The 18,682-nt window shown below is 68.3% G+C and carries 20 protein-coding genes; 6 read left to right on the forward strand and 14 right to left on the reverse strand.

From position 1 onward, the window contains the following. Positions 1–18: 18 nt before the first annotated feature. Positions 19–525 (reverse strand): BON domain-containing protein, encoded by a 507-nt coding sequence (locus ACCD06_RS00485; protein ID WP_413337968.1) that lies wholly within the window; start codon positions 523–525, stop codon positions 19–21. Positions 526–707: 182 nt separating this feature from the next. Between ACCD06_RS00485 and ACCD06_RS00490 the strand changes: the two genes are divergently transcribed. Then, the gene (locus ACCD06_RS00490) at positions 708–3,173 is read left to right on the forward strand and encodes a glucose/quinate/shikimate family membrane-bound PQQ-dependent dehydrogenase (RefSeq protein ID WP_413337970.1); all 2,466 of its coding nucleotides are present in this window, start codon (positions 708–710) and stop codon (positions 3,171–3,173) included. Positions 3,174–3,401: 228 nt separating this feature from the next. On the opposite strand, the gene ACCD06_RS00495 is transcribed toward ACCD06_RS00490, so the two are convergent. From ACCD06_RS00495 to ACCD06_RS00515, 5 genes are all read right to left on the reverse strand, one after another. Next, a complete protein-coding gene (locus tag ACCD06_RS00495; protein ID WP_109073588.1) occupies positions 3,402–4,280 on the reverse strand; it encodes a 3-hydroxybutyryl-CoA dehydrogenase in 879 nt (292 codons plus the stop codon). Positions 4,281–4,375: 95 nt separating this feature from the next. Beyond that, positions 4,376–5,326, reverse strand: a complete 951-nt coding sequence (locus ACCD06_RS00500) for an electron transfer flavoprotein subunit alpha/FixB family protein (protein WP_413337972.1) — start codon at positions 5,324–5,326, stop codon at positions 4,376–4,378. A 16-nt stretch (positions 5,327–5,342) separates the two neighbouring features. Beyond that, a complete protein-coding gene (locus ACCD06_RS00505) occupies positions 5,343–6,092 on the reverse strand; it encodes an electron transfer flavoprotein subunit beta/FixA family protein (protein ID WP_109073586.1) in 750 nt (249 codons plus the stop codon). Between the two features lie 175 nt (positions 6,093–6,267). Next, a complete protein-coding gene (locus tag ACCD06_RS00510; RefSeq protein WP_109073585.1) occupies positions 6,268–6,837 on the reverse strand; it encodes a cob(I)yrinic acid a,c-diamide adenosyltransferase in 570 nt (189 codons plus the stop codon). Positions 6,838–6,846: 9 nt separating this feature from the next. After that, entirely contained in the window at positions 6,847–7,041 is a 195-nt protein-coding gene (locus ACCD06_RS00515; protein ID WP_109073584.1) for a twin transmembrane helix small protein, read from the reverse strand. 149 nt (positions 7,042–7,190) lie between these two features. On the opposite strand from ACCD06_RS00515, the gene ACCD06_RS00520 reads away from it, so the two are divergent. Together ACCD06_RS00520 and ACCD06_RS00525 are read left to right on the forward strand one after the other, a co-directional pair. Then, positions 7,191–8,648 carry a GH1 family beta-glucosidase gene (locus ACCD06_RS00520; protein WP_413337975.1) on the forward strand — a complete coding sequence of 486 codons (1,458 nt, stop codon included), beginning with the start codon at positions 7,191–7,193 and terminating at the stop codon, positions 8,646–8,648. A 21-nt stretch (positions 8,649–8,669) separates the two neighbouring features. Further along, the gene (locus ACCD06_RS00525; protein ID WP_413337977.1) at positions 8,670–9,083 is read left to right on the forward strand and encodes a hypothetical protein; all 414 of its coding nucleotides are present in this window, start codon (positions 8,670–8,672) and stop codon (positions 9,081–9,083) included. A gap of 18 nt (positions 9,084–9,101) precedes the next feature. Here ACCD06_RS00525 and ACCD06_RS00530 read toward each other — a convergent pair whose 3' ends face one another. Next, complete coding sequence (locus tag ACCD06_RS00530; protein WP_109073582.1) at positions 9,102–9,404, reverse strand: hypothetical protein; 303 nt, start codon at positions 9,402–9,404, stop codon at positions 9,102–9,104. A gap of 246 nt (positions 9,405–9,650) precedes the next feature. Between ACCD06_RS00530 and ACCD06_RS00535 the strand changes: the two genes are divergently transcribed. Continuing rightward, complete coding sequence (locus ACCD06_RS00535) at positions 9,651–10,607, forward strand: peptidoglycan-binding domain-containing protein (RefSeq protein WP_413337979.1); 957 nt, start codon at positions 9,651–9,653, stop codon at positions 10,605–10,607. A gap of 131 nt (positions 10,608–10,738) precedes the next feature. On the opposite strand, the gene ACCD06_RS00540 is transcribed toward ACCD06_RS00535, so the two are convergent. The 7 genes from ACCD06_RS00540 to ACCD06_RS00570 form a co-directional block, all read right to left on the reverse strand. Beyond that, positions 10,739–10,969, reverse strand: coding sequence for a DUF1178 family protein (locus ACCD06_RS00540; RefSeq protein ID WP_109073580.1), 231 nt, complete (start codon positions 10,967–10,969; stop codon positions 10,739–10,741). Positions 10,970–11,051: 82 nt separating this feature from the next. Next, the gene (locus ACCD06_RS00545; RefSeq protein ID WP_413337981.1) at positions 11,052–11,732 is read right to left on the reverse strand and encodes an endonuclease III domain-containing protein; all 681 of its coding nucleotides are present in this window, start codon (positions 11,730–11,732) and stop codon (positions 11,052–11,054) included. A gap of 87 nt (positions 11,733–11,819) precedes the next feature. Beyond that, positions 11,820–12,596, reverse strand: a complete 777-nt coding sequence (locus ACCD06_RS00550; RefSeq protein WP_413337983.1) for an ABC transporter ATP-binding protein — start codon at positions 12,594–12,596, stop codon at positions 11,820–11,822. Between the two features lie 10 nt (positions 12,597–12,606). Next, on the reverse strand, positions 12,607–13,383 hold the full coding sequence (locus tag ACCD06_RS00555; RefSeq protein WP_109073578.1) for an MlaE family ABC transporter permease: 777 nt from the start codon (positions 13,381–13,383) through the stop codon (positions 12,607–12,609). A 330-nt stretch (positions 13,384–13,713) separates the two neighbouring features. Then, positions 13,714–14,835: an alanine racemase gene (alr, locus tag ACCD06_RS00560; RefSeq protein ID WP_413337985.1), complete on the reverse strand. Its 1,122-nt coding sequence runs from the start codon at positions 14,833–14,835 to the stop codon at positions 13,714–13,716. 5 nt (positions 14,836–14,840) lie between these two features. Beyond that, entirely contained in the window at positions 14,841–16,346 is a 1,506-nt protein-coding gene (locus tag ACCD06_RS00565) for a replicative DNA helicase (RefSeq protein WP_109073576.1), read from the reverse strand. A gap of 131 nt (positions 16,347–16,477) precedes the next feature. Continuing rightward, entirely contained in the window at positions 16,478–17,062 is a 585-nt protein-coding gene (locus ACCD06_RS00570) for a TIGR00730 family Rossman fold protein (protein WP_109073575.1), read from the reverse strand. A gap of 146 nt (positions 17,063–17,208) precedes the next feature. Between ACCD06_RS00570 and ACCD06_RS00575 the strand changes: the two genes are divergently transcribed. Together ACCD06_RS00575 and ACCD06_RS00580 are read left to right on the forward strand one after the other, a co-directional pair. After that, the gene (locus ACCD06_RS00575) at positions 17,209–17,694 is read left to right on the forward strand and encodes a c-type cytochrome (RefSeq protein WP_109073574.1); all 486 of its coding nucleotides are present in this window, start codon (positions 17,209–17,211) and stop codon (positions 17,692–17,694) included. A gap of 3 nt (positions 17,695–17,697) precedes the next feature. Further along, the gene (locus tag ACCD06_RS00580; RefSeq protein WP_109073573.1) at positions 17,698–18,591 is read left to right on the forward strand and encodes a c-type cytochrome; all 894 of its coding nucleotides are present in this window, start codon (positions 17,698–17,700) and stop codon (positions 18,589–18,591) included. Positions 18,592–18,682 lie beyond the last annotated feature (91 nt).

The raw sequence follows: 18,682 nt of genomic DNA on the forward strand, positions 1-18,682 counted from the left end.
CCCTCCCAAGCCGTTGAGTCAGCGCCGGTCGCGCCGCTCGCTGCCGGCCATGGCGTCACCGCGCCGCAGGGTGTCGTCCTCCGGCAGCGCCTGCTTGCCCAGCACCATGGAACTATTGTCAAGCGCGGCCACCATCGCATCCCGTGCCGGGGCGCCGGGGCCGGTCACGCTGCCCTCGCCTTGCGGGGCCGCTGGTTCCACCCGCTCGCCAATCCCGACGGCGGTGGTCCGGCCGGCGACCCGCAAATCGTTCTGCACATGGCCGACGCCCGACACGCTTTCGGCGATGTCCTCCGCCCGGCGGCGGGCGGCGCGGTCCTCCACGGTGCCGGACAGCGTCACCTCGCCGCCCTCCACCTTCACGCCGATGTCCGAGGCGTCAATGTGGTGGTCGTCGGTCAGGCGTTCGTTGATGTCCTCCAGGATGCGTTCGTCGGAGCGGCGGTAGTTGCGCGGGCCGACGCCGCGATAGCGGGCCTGCGGGCTCATCTTGACGAACTCTTCGCTCCAGGGATGGCGGTGCATGGCGGCCTCCGTTTCATGGTTTGGGGATCGTTGGCCGTTCAACAGCCGGCGCGCGCGGCCCGTTCCGAAACCTTGCCGGAAGACGGCAGCGCGCCGCGCATGACGGCTACCGCTCAAAAAAGCCGCAACCAAGTCAACGGTCGGGAGTTGGGTTCGAAAAGGGCTTTGGCTGAGGACGTGCCATGACACATTCAAAACGAAGCGTCGCCCTCTGGGCGATGGTCATCCTGCTGGCGTTGCTTGGGCTCGGCTCGCTGGGCGGCGGGCTGTGGCTGATCCTGCTGGGCGGGTCCTGGTACTACGCCATCGCCGGCGTGCTGTTTCTGGCCACCGCCGTGCTTCTGGCGAAGTGCTCGCCGGCGGCGCTGTCGATCTATGCGCTGCTGGTGATCGGCACGCTGATCTGGGCGCTGTGGGAGGTCGGGCTGGATTGGTGGCCGCTGTCGGCGCGCGGCGACGTGGTCGCGGTGATCGGCTTCCTGCTTCTGCTGCCCTGGGTCACCCGCCGTCTGGGCGAGCGTGAACCGATGGCCGGCGAACGGGCGCCGGGCGCCTATCCCGTCGGCGTCTTCCGCGGCACCGGCATCCCGCTGACCGCCTCGCTGGTGATCGTGCTGCTGGTTGGCGTCGCCTCCTGGTTCACCGATCCGCACCGCATCGACGGAACGATCCCGACGCGGCAGCAGACCGCTTCAGCCTCGGATGCAGGCGCCGGCTCCGGCCCCGCGATCCCGGACGGGGAGTGGCAGGCCTACGGCCGGACCGGCTACGGCCAGCGCTATTCGCCGCTGACCGGCATCACGCCGGAGAATGCCGACAAGCTCCAGGTCGCCTGGACCTATGAGACCGGCGACCTGCGCGGCCAGCCCGGCGATCCCAAGGAAACCACCTTCGAGGTGACGCCGCTGAAGATCGGCAACCGCCTGTTCCTGTGCTCGCCGCACCAGCATGTGATCGCGCTTGACGCCACCACCGGCAAGGAGGTCTGGCGTCGCGACCTGAAGATCGACCAAAAGCAGCTGGCATTGCAGCACCTGACCTGCCGCGGCCTTTCCTATCATCCGGCTCAGCAGGCGGCCCAGCAGACCGCCGGTTCCGGCTCTCCGCCTTCCGCTTCGCCGGCGGGCGGCGCCTGTGCCGCCAAGCTGTTCATGCCGACCGCCGACGGCCGTCTGGTCGCGCTGAACCCGGAAGACGGGTCGATCTGCACCGGCTTCGGCCAGGACGGCCAGATCAACCTGTGGGCCAACATGCCGAATGTCCGGCCCGGCGCCTATTATTCGACCTCCCCCCCGGTGGTGACGGCTAATCTCGTCATCGTCGGCGGCACGGTGCTGGACAATGTGTCGGTCCACGAGCAGTCGGGCGTGATCCGCGCCTTCGACGTGAATGATGGCCATCTGGTGTGGAACTGGGATTCGGCGAAACCGGACCAGACCGCGCCGATCCCCGACGGCCAGACCTACACCGCCAACTCGCCCAACAGCTGGTCGATCTCCAGCGTCGACGAGGCGTTGGGCATGGTCTATGTGCCGCTCGGCAACCAGCCGCCCGACCAGTTCGGCGGCAACCGCAGCCCGGCGGTGGAGCGCTTCTCCTCCTCCGTCGTGGCGCTCGATCTGGCGACGGGGCAGGTGCGCTGGGTCTTCCAGACCGTGCATCACGATCTGTGGGACTATGACGTGCCGGCGCAGCCCAGCCTGATCGACCTGACCGTCGACGGGCAGACCGTTCCGGCCCTGGTCCAGCCGACCAAGCAGGGCGAGCTGTTCGTGCTGGACCGCCGCACCGGCAAGCCGATCCTGCCGGTGACCGAGAAGCCGGCGCCGCAGGGTGCCGCCGAGGGCGATCATGCCGCCCCGACCCAGCCGGTCTCCGCCCTGTCCTACGATCCGCCGCCGCTGACCGGGGCGGACATGTGGGGGGCGACGATGTTCGACCAGCTCGCGTGCCGCATCGCGCTGAAGCGCCTGCGCTATGACGGCCGCTTCACCCCGCCGTCGCTGCAGGGCTCGCTGGTCTATCCCGGCAATTTCGGCGTGTTCAACTGGGGCAGCGTCGCCGTCGACCCCAAGCGCCAGATCGCCTTCACCACGCCGGCCTATCTCGCCTTCGTCTCGCAGCTGGTGCCGCGCAAGAATGACACCGAGCTGTATGTCCAGGGCGGCGAGCGGCCGAAATTCAGCCTGCCGGCGCTGAACGAGAATTTCGGCGCCCCCTATGCGGTGAAGCTCGCCCCCTTCGTCTCGGTCCTGGGCCTGCCCTGTCAGGCGCCGCCCTGGGGCTATGTCGCCGCGGCCGACCTGACGACCGGCAAGATCGTCTGGAAGCACAAGAACGGCACCACCCGCGACGCTTCGCCGGTGCCGCTGCCCTTCCGCATGGGCGTGCCCAACCTGGGCGGCCCGATCATGACCGCGGGCGGCGTGGCCTTCCTGTCCGGCACCATCGACTACTACGTGCGGGCCTACGACGTTTCCACCGGCAAGCAGCTGTGGGAAAGCCGCCTTCCGGCCGGCGGTCAGGCCACCCCGATGACCTACCAGGGCGAGGACGGCCGGCAATATGTGCTGGTGGTGGCCGGCGGGCACGGTTCGCTGGGGACCAAGGCGGGCGATTCGGTGATCGCCTATGCATTGCCGAAGTGAGGGGGTGTCGGCTTCGATTGCCCCCACCTAACCTCCCCCGCTGGGCGGGGGAGGGACTGCCGCCGCTCTCCCGCATCAGCACTTGCTCCCTCCCCCGCCCAGCGGGGGAGGGTTGGGGTGGGGGCAAGTGCTGTTGGGGCAATCTAAGCCAACCCCTCCCCAACAATGCCAACAAAAAAGCCCGCCCCGGTTCCCCAGGGCGGGCCTTCAAACAAACCCAGCAAATCCTCAGCGCGTCGGCACCGGCGGCGTCTGCGAGTAGTCGTAAAATCCGCGGCCGTACTTCTTGCCGATCCAGCCGGCCTCGACATACTTCACCAGCAGCGGGCAGGGGCGGTACTTGCTGTCGGCCAGCCCTTCATACAGAACCTGCATCACCGCCAGACAGGTATCCAGGCCGATGAAGTCGGCCAGTTCCAGCGGGCCCATCGGGTGGTTGGCGCCCAGCTTCAGCGCGGTGTCGATGGCCTCGACGCCGCCGACGCCCTCATAGAGGGTATAGACGGCTTCGTTGATCATCGGCAGCAGGATGCGGTTGACGATGAAGGCCGGGAAATCCTCGGCCACCGCGGCGGTCTTGCCGATGGCGAGCGTCAGTTCCTTGATGGCGTTGAAGGTCGGCTCGTCGGTTGCGATGCCGCGGATCAGCTCGACCAGCTGCATCACCGGCACCGGGTTCATGAAGTGCATGCCCATGAACTTGGCCGGACGGTCGGTCGCCGCCGCCAGACGGGTGATCGAGATCGACGAGGTGTTCGTCGCGATCAGCGCCTCCGGCTTCAGGTGCGGGACCAGCTTCTTCAGCAGGTCGCGCTTCAGCGCCTCGTTCTCGGTCGCGGCTTCGATCACCAGATCGGACTCGCCGAACACAGACAGGTCGGTGCCGGTCACGATCCGGCCGAGGGCGGCGGTCTTCGCCTGCTCCTCCATCTTGCCCTTCTGGATCTGCCGGTCGTAATTCCGGCCGATGGAGGCGAGCGCCTTTTCCAGGACCGCGTCGCTGATGTCGGACAGGACGACATCATAGCCGGCCTGGGCGCAGACCTGGGCAATACCGCTGCCCATCTGGCCGGCGCCGATGATGCCAATCTTCTTGATCGTGGTCATGGAGGCTGTCCCGCGAAGGATGTGGGTAAAATGGTCCACCGCGGCGGGCACCGGGTCATGCCGGTGACCGCCGCGGCGGTCCGGATCAGCGCGCCTTATCCAAGCTTTTCCGTCAGCTCCGGCACGGCCTTGAACAGGTCCGCGACGAGGCCGTAATCGGCGACCTGGAAGATGGGCGCTTCCTCATCCTTGTTGATCGCGACGATGACCTTGCTGTCCTTCATGCCGGCCAGATGCTGGATCGCACCCGAAATGCCGACGGCGATGTACAGCTCCGGCGCCACGATCTTGCCGGTTTGCCCGACTTGGTAGTCATTCGGCACGAAACCCGCGTCCACGGCGGCGCGCGAGGCACCCACCGCGGCACCCAGCTTGTCGGCGAGAGCCTCCAGCATCGGGAAATTGTCGCCCGACTGCATGCCGCGGCCACCCGACACCACCACGCGGGCGGCGGTCAGCTCCGGACGCTCCGACTTGGTCAGCTCGGCCGAGACGAAGCTCGACAGGCCGGCCGCACCGGCGCCCGCGACCTGCTCGACGGCGGCCGAACCGCCTTCGGCGGCGGCGGTCTCGAAGGCGGTGGTGCGGACGGTGACGACCTTCACCGCATCGGCCGACTGCACGGTGGCAATCGCGTTGCCGGCATAGATCGGCCGCTCGAACGTATCGGCCGACACCACGGCGGTGATGTCGGAGATGGCGGCGACGTCCAGCAAGGCGGCGACGCGCGGCAGAAGGTTCTTGCCGACCGAGGTGGCGCCGGCCAGGACATGGCCGTAACCTCCCTTGGCGACGGAAACCACCAGCGGGGCGACGTCTTCCGGCAGCTGGTGCTCGTAAGCGGCATCGTCGGCCAGCAGCACCTTGGCGACGCCGGCGACCTTGGCGGCCGCATCGGCGGCGGCCTGCGCGCCCTTGCCGGCGACCAGGATGTGGATGTCGCCACCGACCCCCTTGGAGATATGGGAAGCGGCGGTGACGGCGTTCAGGGTGGCGGGCTTCAGCGAGGCGCCGTCGTGTTCCGCGATGACGAGAATGTTGGCCATGGTCAGTTCATCCCCCTCAGATCACGCGCGCATCGTTCTTGAGCTTGTCGACCAGCGTGGCGACGTCCGGCACCTTGATGCCGGCCTGACGCTTCGCCGGCTCGGTGACCTTCAGCGTGGTCAGGCGCGGAGCGACATCGACGCCCAACGCATCCGGGGCGACGGTCTCCAGCGGCTTCTTCTTCGCCTTCATGATGTTCGGCAGCGAGGCGTAGCGCGGCTCGTTCAGGCGCAGGTCGGCGGTGACCACCGCCGGCAGCTTCAGCTCGACCGTCTCCAGACCGCCGTCGATCTCGCGGGTCACCGCGACCTTGCCGTCGCCGGCAACGATCTTGGAGGCGAAGGTGCCCTGACCCCAGCCCAGCAGCGCGGCCAGCATCTGGCCGGTCTGGTTGCAGTCGTCGTCGATCGCCTGCTTGCCGAGGATGACGAGGCCGGGGGCCTCCTTCTCGACCAGGGCCTTCAGCACCTTGGCGACGGCGAGCGGCTCGGTCGTCACGTCGGTCTGCACCAGGATGGCGCGGTCGGCACCCATGGCGAGAGCGGTGCGCAGGGTCTCCTGGGCCTGGGTCGGGCCGACGGAGACCACGACGATCTCGGTCGCCTTGCCGGCTTCCTTCAGGCGCACGGCTTCTTCGACGGCGATCTCGTCGAAGGGGTTCATGCTCATCTTCACGTTGGCGGTCTCGACGCCGCTGCCATCCGCCTTGACGCGGATCTTCACGTTGTAGTCGACCACTCGCTTAACGGGGACGAGGACTTTCATAACTCACCCTGGCTGCTGAGCGCGCGCCTGTTACGGCGAACACCGCGAAAATTGCTGTGGTTGCGAACGGACCATAGGATCTGGCATTACCACTGTCAATGACGCGCCGGATGCGCGGGCCGCGTCGTGTCGTGGCCTCTTTGTCGCGGTCCGGACGTGTGGGCACCGCAACAGCTCAGCGGTTGGCGCCGGGCACCCACAGCACGTCGTCCGCCCCGTTGCGGTTCACCACCCGGCTCAGCACGAACAGATGGTCCGACAGCCGGTTGACGTATTTCAGCGCCGCCGGCGTCACCGGCTCGTGCCGCGCCAGATCGGTCATCAGCCGTTCCGCCCGGCGCACGACGGTGCGCGCCAGATGCAGATGCGCCGCCGCCGGAGAGCCGCCGGGCAGGATGAAGGAGGTCAGCGGCGCCAGATCGGCGTTCATCGCGTCGATCTCCGCCTCCAGCCGGTCGACCTGGGCCTGGACGATGCGCAGCGGCGGGTATTTCGGCTCCTCCTCCTCCGGCGTGCAGAGGTCGGCGCCCAGATCGAACAGGTCGTTCTGGATGCGGCCCAGCATGGTGTCGGCTTGCGTCAGGCCGGCGGTGTGCAGGCGCGCCATGCCGATGACGGCGTTCGCCTCGTCCACCGTGCCATAGGCGGCGACGCGGCGGTCATGCTTCGGCACCCGGCTGCCATCGCCGAGCGAGGTTTCGCCGGCGTCGCCGCCGCGCGTGTAGATCTTGGTCAGCTTCACCATGGGGAACCGTCAGCCTTTGGTCAGGATGGCGAGAACGAACAGCAGCAGCGCCGCACCCTGCAGCATCACGCGCAGCCGCATCGCCTTGTTGGAGCGGCGGGGATCGCCCCGGCCGCCGCGGGCCATGAAGAAGAGGCCGACGAACAGCGAGCCGACCACCGCCAGCATCGCCATGACCATCAGGATGGGGAAAAGATTTTGCATGGCCCCACTATATCCCAGCATCCGGCCCGCGCCTATGGCGACGCGGGCCCTTGAAATCGGTGTTCCGGGTAATCCCCCGGTTGCCAACGCCGCCGGACCGCATAGAGTGCGCGGCGTCGGGATCGGCGGATAGAGTGGAGATGCAGGCGATGCGGCGGCGGACTTTCCTGAAGACGGCCCTGAAGGCGACCGCGGTCGCCGCGGCCGGCACCGGCGCCTTCACGGCGCTGAGCCGCAAGCCCGTCCAGGCGGCTCCCGGAACGGCGGCGCCGTCGATGTCCTTCCCCGACGACTTCCTGTGGGGTGTCTCCACCTCCAGCTACCAGATCGAGGGCGCCGTCGCCGAGGATGGGCGCGGCCCCAGCGTCTGGGACACCTACAGCCATTCCTACGGGCGAATCGCCAACGGCGACACCGGCGACGTGGCCTGCGACCATTACCACCGCTATGCCGAGGATGTGGACCTGATGGCGCGGGCCGGGATGAAGGCCTACCGCTTCTCCATCGCCTGGCCGCGGGTGATGCCGCAGGGCACCGGTGCGGTGAATGCCAAGGGGCTGGACTTCTACGACCGGCTGACCGACACGCTGCTGGCGAAGGGCATCCAGCCCTGGCCCTGCCTGTTCCACTGGGACCTGCCGCAGGCCCTGCAGGACCGCGGCGGCTGGACCAACCGTGACATCGCCGGCTGGTTCACCGATTACGCGCTGGCGGTGACCGCCCGTCTGGGCGACCGCGCCAAGCACTGGGTGATGCTGAACGAGCCGTCGGTGGTCGCCATCTTCGGCCACGGCACCGGCGGGCATGCGCCGGGGCTCACCGGCCGCGAGAATTGCCTGAAGGCGATCCACCACCAGAATCTCGCCCAGGGCACCGCGCTGGCGGCGCTCCGCAAGGCGGGCGGCAGGAACTGGCAGCTCGGCACCGTGCTGTCGCTGCAGCCGTCCTGGCCGGTCGGCGGACTCGACTCGAACTATCCGGCCTCGCTGATGTGGGATGCGGTGTGGAACCGCTCCTGCCTCGACCCGCTGTTCAAGGGCCGCTTCCCGGAGTTGCTGGAGGCCGATTTCGCCCGCATCGCCCGGCCCGACGATCTGGCGCGCATCAAGCAGCCGGTCGACTTCCTCGGCGTCAATTACTACAGCCGCATGCACCAGCAGCCCGATCCGCAGGGGCTGTTCGGCACCGGCTACGGCTCGGCGCCGGAGGGCACGCGCAAGACCGGCATGGACTGGCCGGTGGAGCCGGACGGGCTGAGCGAGATCCTGGCCGAACTGCAGGAAAACTACGGCAATCCGCCGGTCTATGTGACGGAGAACGGCGCCGACTATCCCGACAGCATCGGCCCGAGCGGCCGTGTCGAGGACCGCGACCGCATCGCCTATCTGCGCGACCATCTTCTGGCCGCCGGCAAGTCGATCGACGAGGGCTGCAACCTCAAGGGCTATATGACCTGGACGCTGCTGGACAATTTCGAATGGTCGGAGGGCTACCGCCGCCATTTCGGTCTGGTCCAGGTCGACCGCAAGACGCTGGCCCGCACCCCCAAGGCCAGCTACGACTGGTACGCGTCGGTCATCCGCAACAACGCCGTTCCACTGGCCTGAGGGCGGCGCTAGACTGCGGCCATGCCGTCCCCCCGCCCGCCCCAGCCGACCCGATTCGCCATCCAGAAGGCGCGTGGCAAGGGGTGGAAGACTCTGGAGGTGGGCGAGGAGCTGGCCCACGCCAAGGCGCGCTTCGACCGGATGGTCGGCGTCAACCCGCGGGCCTATTTCCGGCTGATCCAGCTCGATTACAACGCCGATTCCGCCTATGAGGGGATGGAGTTCAACTGGACGCTGATCGAGCTGTACGACCCCTCCAAGGGCGGAAGCGTCCGGCCTCCACCGAAGCCCGCTCCCTCGACGGCGGGCAAGCCGAAGGGCAAGCGCAAGTCCGCTGAACCGGTCGCCCTGCCGCTGCGCATCTATCTGACGGTGATCCTGATCGGCACGCTGGCGGGCGCCCTGGCCTACCTGCATTTCGCCGGCGGGAAATAACGGCTGGGCGGCAAGGCGTCACTCCGCCGTATAGCCCTTGCGGCGCATGCACAGCGCGAACATCTCCCTGCGATAGCCGAACTGCGGCGTTTCCGGCAGCGGGCGCAGGGGATAGCCGCGCAGGCGCATGGTGTTGTCAACCTGCTCGGTGCATTCGTCATAGGCGACGGTCGGCACCTCCGGGCTGGCGGTCCATTCGCGGTAGGATGGCGGGCTGCTGCAGCCGGACAAGAGGGCCATGGCGGACAGGGCCGCAAACAGGCAGGTCACCCCCGGCAAAACCGGCAGGAGTCGCGGGCGTGCGGTGTCGGTCCCGGTCATGGCTTGCGTCTCGCTCCTTTTTCGCCCCCGATTTGACGCTACCACGGCCGGGGCTTTCCGATCCATTTTCGCGCACCATTTCCGGGAACGCGCCTTTTCGGCAACGCTGCGCGGCGGACAACGCAGACGCACCAAAATCGCCGCCGGAAATGCGACGCAATCTGGTAACACGATCCAGTTTCCCCGATTCGGGGGGAGTGTCGTGGCTCTGAAGTCGGTCTGGCGTCACGGACGGAGGGAGAGGCAATGTCTGGGATTTCGCGGCGGGTGCATGGTGGCGCCGCGGTGGCGGCTGTCGCGGTGGTGGTGTCGGCTCTGACCATGGGAACGCCCGCTCCGGCAAGGGCGGAGGCATCGGTCGCCGACATCCAGTGGGCGCAGACCATCCTGAAGGAAAAGGGCTTCAACATCGGCGGCCGGGCCAAGGGCCAGATGACGCCGGAAACCCGCTCCGCCCTCAGCGCCTATCAGAAGTCGGTCGGCCTGCCCGCCACCGGCAACCTCGACCAGGCCACCATCGCCAAGATGATGGGCGAGCGCGAGAAGAAGGCCTCGCCGACCATGGGCAGCCTGTCCAAGAGCCAGGTCGGCCAGACCCGCCACGAGAAGGAGGTGACTCCGCGCGCCGCCCCGACCGGCCGGGTCGAGTCGGGCAACGAGAGCGTCGGCGGCATGGCCCAGTTCGGCGGCGCCCCGGTGTCGTCCTCGTCGTCCTCTTCCTCTTCGGCCAGCCACAGCGCGCCCACCACCGCCCCGGCGGCGCGCCCGTCGGCGAGCGCCCCGGCGTCCGCTGCGGCGCCTTCCGTCCCGACGCCCCAGAGCGCGTCGCGCCCGTCGGCCAGCGCATCGGCCAGCGCGTCCGAGGGGCCGGTCCCGCAAGCCGCGCCGCGCGGGGCGGTGTCGGCGACCACGCCCGACGGCAAGCCGGTCCCGGTGGAGGAGCCGGTTGCGGTCGGCGCGGCCCCCTCGGTCTGGCAGTCCAACGCGGCGCGCGCCGGTGTCGCCGGGCTGATCGCCGCGACGCTGGGCGGGATCGGCTTCGCATGGTGGCGCAGCGGCCGGGGCGTCGACCCGCTCAGCCGCACACCGGCCGGCGACGACCGCCCGCGCGACACCCGCGTCGAGCCGAGCTTCGGCAGCCCGCGCCGCCGGGAGGAACTGACACCGGGTCCGCGGCTGACGGCAGAGGCGCGGCGGCGCTGAGCTTCGGCCCCCTCCCTCCCGCTCTTGCGAGCGGGTCCCTCCCTCCCCGCTTCGCGGGAGAGGGTGTATTTGCCCCCTCTCCCGCGAAGCGGGGGAGGGTTGGGGAGGGGGCAATGTACGCTCCGCCCCCCTCACATCATCATCGGACAGCCGCCCCCGCCGCAGCCGCCCGGCGCGCAGGCGGGGGCGGGCGCCGGCTTCGACTTGCCGACGCGCGGTGCCATGATGGCTTTGGCGACCTCGGTGCCGCCGCAGGACGGGCAGGGAATGCCGGCTGCCTTCTTGGCGTCGTAATCGGCCATGTTGTCGAACCACTGGTCGAAATCGTGGCCGCAGGCGCAGTGCAGGGCGTAGACGATCATGGTGAAGCCTCGGAAAGCGGAAACCCGGCCGTCTTCTAGCCAAGCCTCCGGCGTCCCGCCAGGATCTGCATCAATCGGACCATCACCGTGACTCGGTCACCCCCACCCGCGCGCACATCGACAGCAGCGGGCAGTCGGAGCAGCGCGGCCGTTCGCCGGTGCAGATCCATTTGCCGAAGGGCACCAGCCGTTCGTTGATCTCCACCCAATAGCGCTTCGGCAGTACCGCCAGCAGCGCCGCCATCGTCTTCTCCGGCGTGCGTGCCGACACATAGCCCCAGCGGTTGGTGACGCGGTGGACATGGATGTCGACCGCCAGCGCCGGAATGTCGAAACCGACCGCCAGCGTCAGCGCCGCGATCTTCGGACCCACCCCACGGAAGCGCATCAGCCCGTCCGGCGTGTCGGGCACCTCGCCGCCATGCTCCGCGACGATGCGGCGTGACAGCTCGTGGATGTCGCGGGCCTTCGGCTCCGGGAAGGTGGCGCCGTGCAGCAACTCGACCAGCCGGTCCTCCGGCAGGGCGGCCATGGCGGCGGGGGTGGCGGCCACCGCGAACAGCCGCTCGGAAACCACCAGCGTCGTCTCGTCCCGCGTCCGGGCGGAGATCAGGCTGGCGACCAGCTGCTCGAAGGGGGAGGCATGGCCGCGGTCGCGCAGCTCGAACATCGCCGCCTTGGGATAGGGGGCGACGGCGATCCGCAGGCGGCGGAACGCCTCGTCGATGTCGAAGGTCTGGGACGCCGCGGACTGCAAACTCACGGGAGCCGTCTCCGGGAACGGGCTGAACGGACCGGGCGTCACGCAGGACCCCCATCCGACAACTCGCGACTCCCGGCGATGTTCCGGTCAGAGCGCCTTGATCTGCATCTTGATCGGCCCGTCCGCCCGGCCATGGACGAACTGGTCGACATAGGCGTTGCCCGAACTGTCGATGTCGCGGGCGTGGCCGGTCCAGATGATGCGGCCCTGATAGATCATGGCGACGCGGTCGGCGATCTTGCGGGCCGACGCCATGTCGTGGGTGATGGTGACGGCGGTGGCGCCGAGATCCTTCACGCACTGCACGATCAGCTCGTTGATGACGTCGGCCATGATCGGGTCGAGGCCGGTCGTCGGCTCGTCGAAGAAGATGATCTCCGGCTCGTCGGCGATGGCGCGGGCAAGGCCGACGCGCTTCTGCATGCCGCCCGACAGCTCCGCCGGCGACAGCTCCGCCACGTCGGGGGTGAGGCCGACCGCGCCCAGCTTGGCGATGGCGATCTCCTTGGCCTGGGCACGCGGCATATGCTCGCCCTGGATCAGGCCGAAGGCGACGTTTTCCCAGACCGGCAGGCTGTCGAACAGGGCGGCGCCCTGGAACAGCATGCCGAACTTGTGCAGCATCTTCTCCCGCTCGCGCGAGCGCAGCCGGGTCGTCTCGACGCCATCGACCTGGATCGAGCCGGAATCCGGCGTCAGCAGGCCGAGAATGCTCTTCAGCATCACCGACTTGCCGGTGCCCGACCCGCCGATGACGACCAGCGACTCTCCCTTCGCCACCTCCAGATCGATGCCGTTCAGCACCTTCTTCGGGCCGAAATGCTTGTAGACGTTCTTGAGCGCGATCTTGGGAACAGTGGTCATGAACTGGCGCTCACTTGGTCGAGAAGAAGAGGCCGGTGATGAGATAGTTCCACACCAGGATCATGATCGACGCCGACACCACCGCGTTGGTGGTCGCAGCACCCACGCCCTGGGCGCCGCCCTTGGAGTGGTAGCCGTGGTAGCAGCCCATCAGCGCGATCAGGAAGCCGAAGATCGCCGCCTTCACCAGACCGGAGATCACGTCCAGCGGTTCCAGGAATTCCCAGGTGCGGTTGATGTAGCTGGCGGCGTTGAAGTCCAGCCGGTAGACGCCGACCAGGAAGCCGCCGAACACGCCGATGATGTCGGCGACCACAACCAGCAGCGGCACCATGGTCAGGCCGGCGATCAGCCGCGGCGCCACCAGATACTTGTGCGGGTTGGTCGACAGGGTCGACAGCGCGTCGATCTGCTCGGTCACCCGCATGGTGCCGATCTCCGCCGCCATGGCGGCGCCGATGCGGCCCGCGACCATCAGGCCGGCCAGCACCGGGCCAAGCTCGCGCGTGATCGACAGCACCACCACGGTGGCGATGGCCCCCTCCGCCTGGAAGCGGGAGAAGCCGCTATAGCTCTGCAGGGCCAGCACCATGCCGGTGAACAGCGCCGTCAGCCCGACCACCGGCAGCGAGTAATAGCCGATGTCGATCATCTGCCGCAGGATCTGCCGTGGATAGAGCGGCGGACGCACGCAGTGCGACAGGGCGGATCCGGTGAACAGGGCAAGGCGTCCGGTCGCTTCCAGGAAGATCAGGAAGGCCCGGCCGGTAGCGGCGAGGAAACCCATCAGTCGGCCCGCATCCTTGGTTAGAGACTCGTTTGGGCGATGCGGTCATAGCACCGATGAGCGCCTAGGTCATCCTTGGACTTTGCAATGGCGGGACGAGTTGGTTGTCGCGGCCGGGGGAGAGTTCGGCTGTGTCGGGCAACGATGACACGGATGTCACGGATTAAAACACGGATTTCACGGATATCGCTTCGGCCAGTCATGTCCTTCCAGGCAAAGCAAACACGTTCTCAAGAAAAATAAAAATCCGTGTAATCCGTGTCTAAATCCGTGACATCCGTGTAAATCTTGCCAGACGAAGTCGCGTGCTGGCAAGGCTCCATGCCTCATCTACTCTCCGCCCACATAAACCCGGCGATAGCGCCGGCCGAGCGAGGTCAGGATCTCGTAGCCGATGGTCCCGCCCTCCGCCGCCACGGTGTCGACCGGGCGGTTCGGCCCGATCAGCTCGACCAGCCGGCCGGCATGGGCCACCGACTCCGGCAGGCCGGTGACGTCGATGGTGATGAGGTCCATCGAGATGCGGCCGACGATGGGGGCGGCGACGCCGTCGACGAAGATGTGCCCCTTGCCGCCGAGCGAGCGCATGTAGCCGTCGGCATAGCCGACGCCGATGGTGGCGATCCGCGCCGGGCCGGTGACCTTGTGGGCGGCGCCATAGCCGACCGTCATCGGGGCGTCGCAGTTGCGCACCTGCAAAAGCCTGGCATCCAGCCGCACGGTGCCGCGCATCGGATTCGGCAGATGCGGCGTCGGGTTGACGCCATAGAGCGCGCAACCCGGCCGGGCGAGGTCGAAATGATGGTCCTTGCCGTGGAAGATGCCGGACGAGTTGGCGAAGCTGGCCTTCGCCTTCGGCAGCCGGGCCAGCGCCGCGCGGAAGCGGCCGAGCTGCTCCCCGGTCATCGGGCTGTCGAATTCGTCGGCGCAGGCGAGGTGCGTCATCCAATAGCGGACGTCGATCCCCTCAAGCCGGCCCTGCTCCGCCGCCAGCGTGTCCAGCTCGTCGGGGCCGAGGCCCAGCCGGTTCATGCCGGTGTCGATGTGGATCACCGCCGGCAGAACCTCCCCGCGCGACGCGGCGAAGGCCCGCCACGCCGCGATCTCGCCGAGGTGGTTCAACACCGGCAGGATGCGGTTGGCGATGAACTCCCCCTCGCACCCCGCCGGCAGACCGCCCAGCGAGAAGACCTGAGCCTCCGGCGCCACCGGTTCCAGCGCGCGGCGGACGGCCAGTGCCTCCTCGAACTGGGCGACGACGAAGGTCCGGCAGCCGGAGGCGGCCAGCGCCGGCACGACGCGCGCCACCCCCAGCCCATAGGCGTCGGCCTTGACCACGGCGGAACACTCCGCCGGCGCCACGCGGTCGCGCAGCTGGGTCCAGTTGGCGACGACGGCGCCGAGATCCACGGTCAGGATGGCGCCGGCGCGCGGGTTCAGGTCGCTCGTCACTCTGGTCACTCGTCGGTCTGGTGGTGCTGGTCGAGATCGCCGAACTTGGTGAACTGGCCGTCGAAGTAGAGACGGACGGTGCCGATCGGACCGTGACGCTGCTTGGCGATGATCACCTCGGCGGTGTTGTGCACCTCGCCCAGGCGCTGCTGCCAGCGCTGATAGCGGTCGTTGAACTTGTCGTCGCTCTCGTCGGGCCGGCGCGAAGGCTCGGCGCGCTCAAGATAATACTGTTCGCGGAAGACGAACATCACGACGTCGGCGTCCTGCTCGATCGAGCCCGACTCGCGAAGGTCGGCCAGCTGCGGGCGCTTGTCCTCGCGAAGCTCCACCGCGCGGCTCAGCTGCGACAGCGCCACCACCGGCACGTCCAGCTCCTTGGCGATGGCCTTCAGGCCGCGGGTGATCTCCGAGATTTCCTGCACCCGGTTCTCCGACCCGCGCGACGACGACCCGCGCAGCAGCTGGAGATAGTCGACCACCACCATGCTGAGGCCGGACGTCCGCTTCAGCCGGCGGCAGCGCGTGCGCACCGCGGCGACCGACAGGGCCGGCGTGTCGTCGACATAGAAGGGGCAGCGGGCGAGGTCCTGGCTGGCCTGGACGAACTTGGGGAAATCGGTGTCGCGGATCTCGCCGCGACGGATCTTGTCGCCGGGCACCTGCACCTCGTCGGCGAGGATACGGGTGGCGAGCTGTTCCGCCGACATTTCCAGCGAGAAGAAACCGACCACGCCGCCTTCTTGGCCTGAGGAGCGCATGTGCGCCTTGGCGGCGTTGAAGGCGATGTTGGTGGCCAGCGCCGTCTTGCCCATGGACGGACGCCCGGCGAGGATGATCAGGTCCGACGGGTGCAGGCCGCCCAGCTTGCGGTCGATGTCGATCAGGCCGGTGGTGACGCCGGTGACGTGGCTGGAGCGGCGGAAGGCCGCCTCCGCCGTCGTGATGGCGTGCTTCACCGACTCGCCGAACGCCACGAAGCCGCCCTGCACGTCGCCGGTCGAGGCAAGGTCGAACAGCTGCTTTTCCGCCTCGCCGATCTGGTCCAGCGCGGTGATGTCGAGGTCGTGGCGGTACGCCTCGTTCACCATGTCGGTGCCGACCTCGATCAGCTGCCGGCGGATGAACAGGTCGTGGATGGTCTTGCCGTAATCGCCGGCATTGACCACCGTCACCACGTTGGCGGCCAGCTCCGCCAGATAGGCGCTGCCGCCTTCGACCGCCAGTTCGGGATCGTTGTCGAACAGGGCCTTCAGCGTGACCGGGTTCGCGATCTGGCCGCGGTCGACCATCTTGGTGATGGCGGCGAAGATGCGCTGGTGGGCCGGGTCGTAGAAATGCTCCGGCCGCAGGAACTCGCCGACCTTCTCATAGGCCTTGTTGTTGACCAGGATCGCGCCCAGCAGCGCCTGCTCCGCCTCCTCGTTGTTGGGGGGCGTGCGGTATTCCGCCGTCGGCTTGACCGCGGCGGAGGGGCGGGGATCGAACAGCGATGAGGTCTGGTTGCTCATGGAGGACACAATATCAGAAACAGAACGCGAACGCTCGGTGAAGGGCGGGGAACCCTCCACAAAAGCTGTGCACAGAAGTTATCCACAGGTTGGGAAGTCTGGGGATAACCGGCGGAAGGGCCAATAGGGCCTCAGAGCTTCCGAGGCTGGACCGGCTGCACGGCGTCCGGCATCCCCTCCAGCGCCTCGAACACCCCGTCGATCTGGTCGGCGACGCGGTAGAGGGCGGAGCGGTCGATGCGGGCGAAGCCCTGGGCCACCATGTGGTCGATCAGGCCGAGCAGCGGGCGCCAGTAGCCGTCGACGTCGGCGATGACGATCGGCTTGTCGTGCAATTGCAATTGCTTCCAGGTCAGGATCTCGAAGGCCTCGTCCAGCGTGCCCAGCCCGCCCGGCAGGATGACGAAGGCGTCTGACCGCTCCACCATCATGCGCTTGCGGGTGTGCATGCTGTCGACGACATGCAACTCGGTCAGGCCGGTGTGCTCCACCTCCGCCGACTGGATGTGTTCCGGGATGATGCCGACCACCTCGCCGCCGGCGGCGATCGCGGCGTCGGCGGCGATCCCCATCAGCCCGACCCGGCCGCCGCCATAGACCATGCGGATGCCGCGGCGGGCCAGCCCGTCGCCCAGCGCGTGGGCGGCTTCCTTGTGAACATCGGCGACGCGGCTCGACGCACCGCAATAGACGCAGACGGACGACAGGCTCTTCATCGCGGGTCAACCTTTCTCGCCACCGTCACCCATCGGGGTCGGGGCCGTAAAAAATCTGGCGAATGCCATGGAATATCGGGCGAGGGCGGCGCGTCAACAGCGGCACAGGCACCGTTTAGAACCACGGCATCATCGGGAGGGACCACATGAGCAACCGGGTCGTCAATGTCCTTGCGGCGGCATCCGTCGCCGGTCTGATGTTCGCGCTGTTCGGCATGTCCGCGCAGAGCGCCGGCGCCGCCGATCCGGCGGAGCAGGTGAAGGACCGGCAGCAGACCATGAAGAAGATGGGCGGCGGCATGGGCGCGGTCGCCAAGTTCGTGAAGAACGAGGGCGCCACCGCCGAGGACGCGGCCAAGGGGGCGGAAGCCGTGCTGGCGGTGTCCAAGATGGACCCGAAGAAGATCTTCCCCGAAGGCACCGCCGTCGGCGTCGCCGACAGCGCCGCCAAGCCGGAGCTGTGGAAGAGCTGGGACGAGGCGCAGAAATACTGGAGCGCCGTCCAGCCGGCGGCCGAGAAGCTGAACGTCGCCCTGAAGAGCGGCGACCGCGCCCAGATCGCCCAGGCGCTCGGCGCCACCTCCAAGACCTGCGGGAGCTGCCACGAGGACTTCCGCGTCAAGAAGAACTGACCGGTGCGGCGCCTCCTGACCGCCGCGTCCGTGCTGCTGCCGCTCGCCCTCGCGGGCGGCACTGCGCGTGCCGCCGGCGAGGCTCCCGCCAACGATTCCGGCAGCGATGCCGTCCAGCGGGGCGCCTACATCTTCAACGCCGCCGGCTGCCTCGGCTGCCACACCGATGAAAAGGGCGGTGGTCAGCCCTTGGCCGGCGGCCGGGCGCTGGCGACGCCCTTCGGCACCTTCCACACCCCCAACATCACGCCGGACCCGGTCAACGGCATCGGACGCTGGAGCGATGCCGACTTCATCCGCGCGCTGCGCGAGGGTGTGCGGCCGGACGGCGCCGCCCTGTTTCCGGCCTTTCCCTACGCCAGCTACACGCGGATGACCGACCGCGACCTGCTGGACCTGAAGGCCTATCTGTTCAGCCGCCCGGCGGTCGCGGCGCCCAACAAGCCGCACGACCTGACGCCGCCCTTCTCCTGGCGTTTCCTGCTGCCGGTCTGGCAGTGGATGTACCTGACCCCCGGACCGCCGCCCGACGATCCGGCCAAGCCGCCGGCCTGGAACCGCGGGCGTTATCTGGTCGATGCGCTGGGCCATTGCGCCGAATGCCACAGCCCGCGCACCCTGCTGGGCGGGCTCGACTCCGACCGCTACCTGGCCGGCAATCCGGACGGGCCGGACGGCGACAAGGTTCCGGGCATCACCGGCGCCAAGGGCAAGGGCGGGATCGGGGCCTGGTCGGACGGCGACCTGACGCTGCTCCTGGAGACCGGCCTGACCCCGGACGGCGACGTCGTCGGCGGCGCCATGGGCGAGGTCGTGCGCAACACCACCTCCAAGCTGACGGCCGACGACCGCGCCGCCATCGCCGCCTATCTGAAGACGGTTCCGGCGAAGGAGTGAGTCTTCGGCGCAACAGGCGCCGCTTTGCCGTGGACTCATGATCCTATGGGGCAATCGAGCCCGTTTGGCGGATGGTTCCGCTCCAACGTCG

It is taken from the genome of Azospirillum sp. CT11-132 (genome assembly GCF_047302835.1).
In the GTDB taxonomy this organism is placed as follows: domain Bacteria; phylum Pseudomonadota; class Alphaproteobacteria; order Azospirillales; family Azospirillaceae; genus Azospirillum.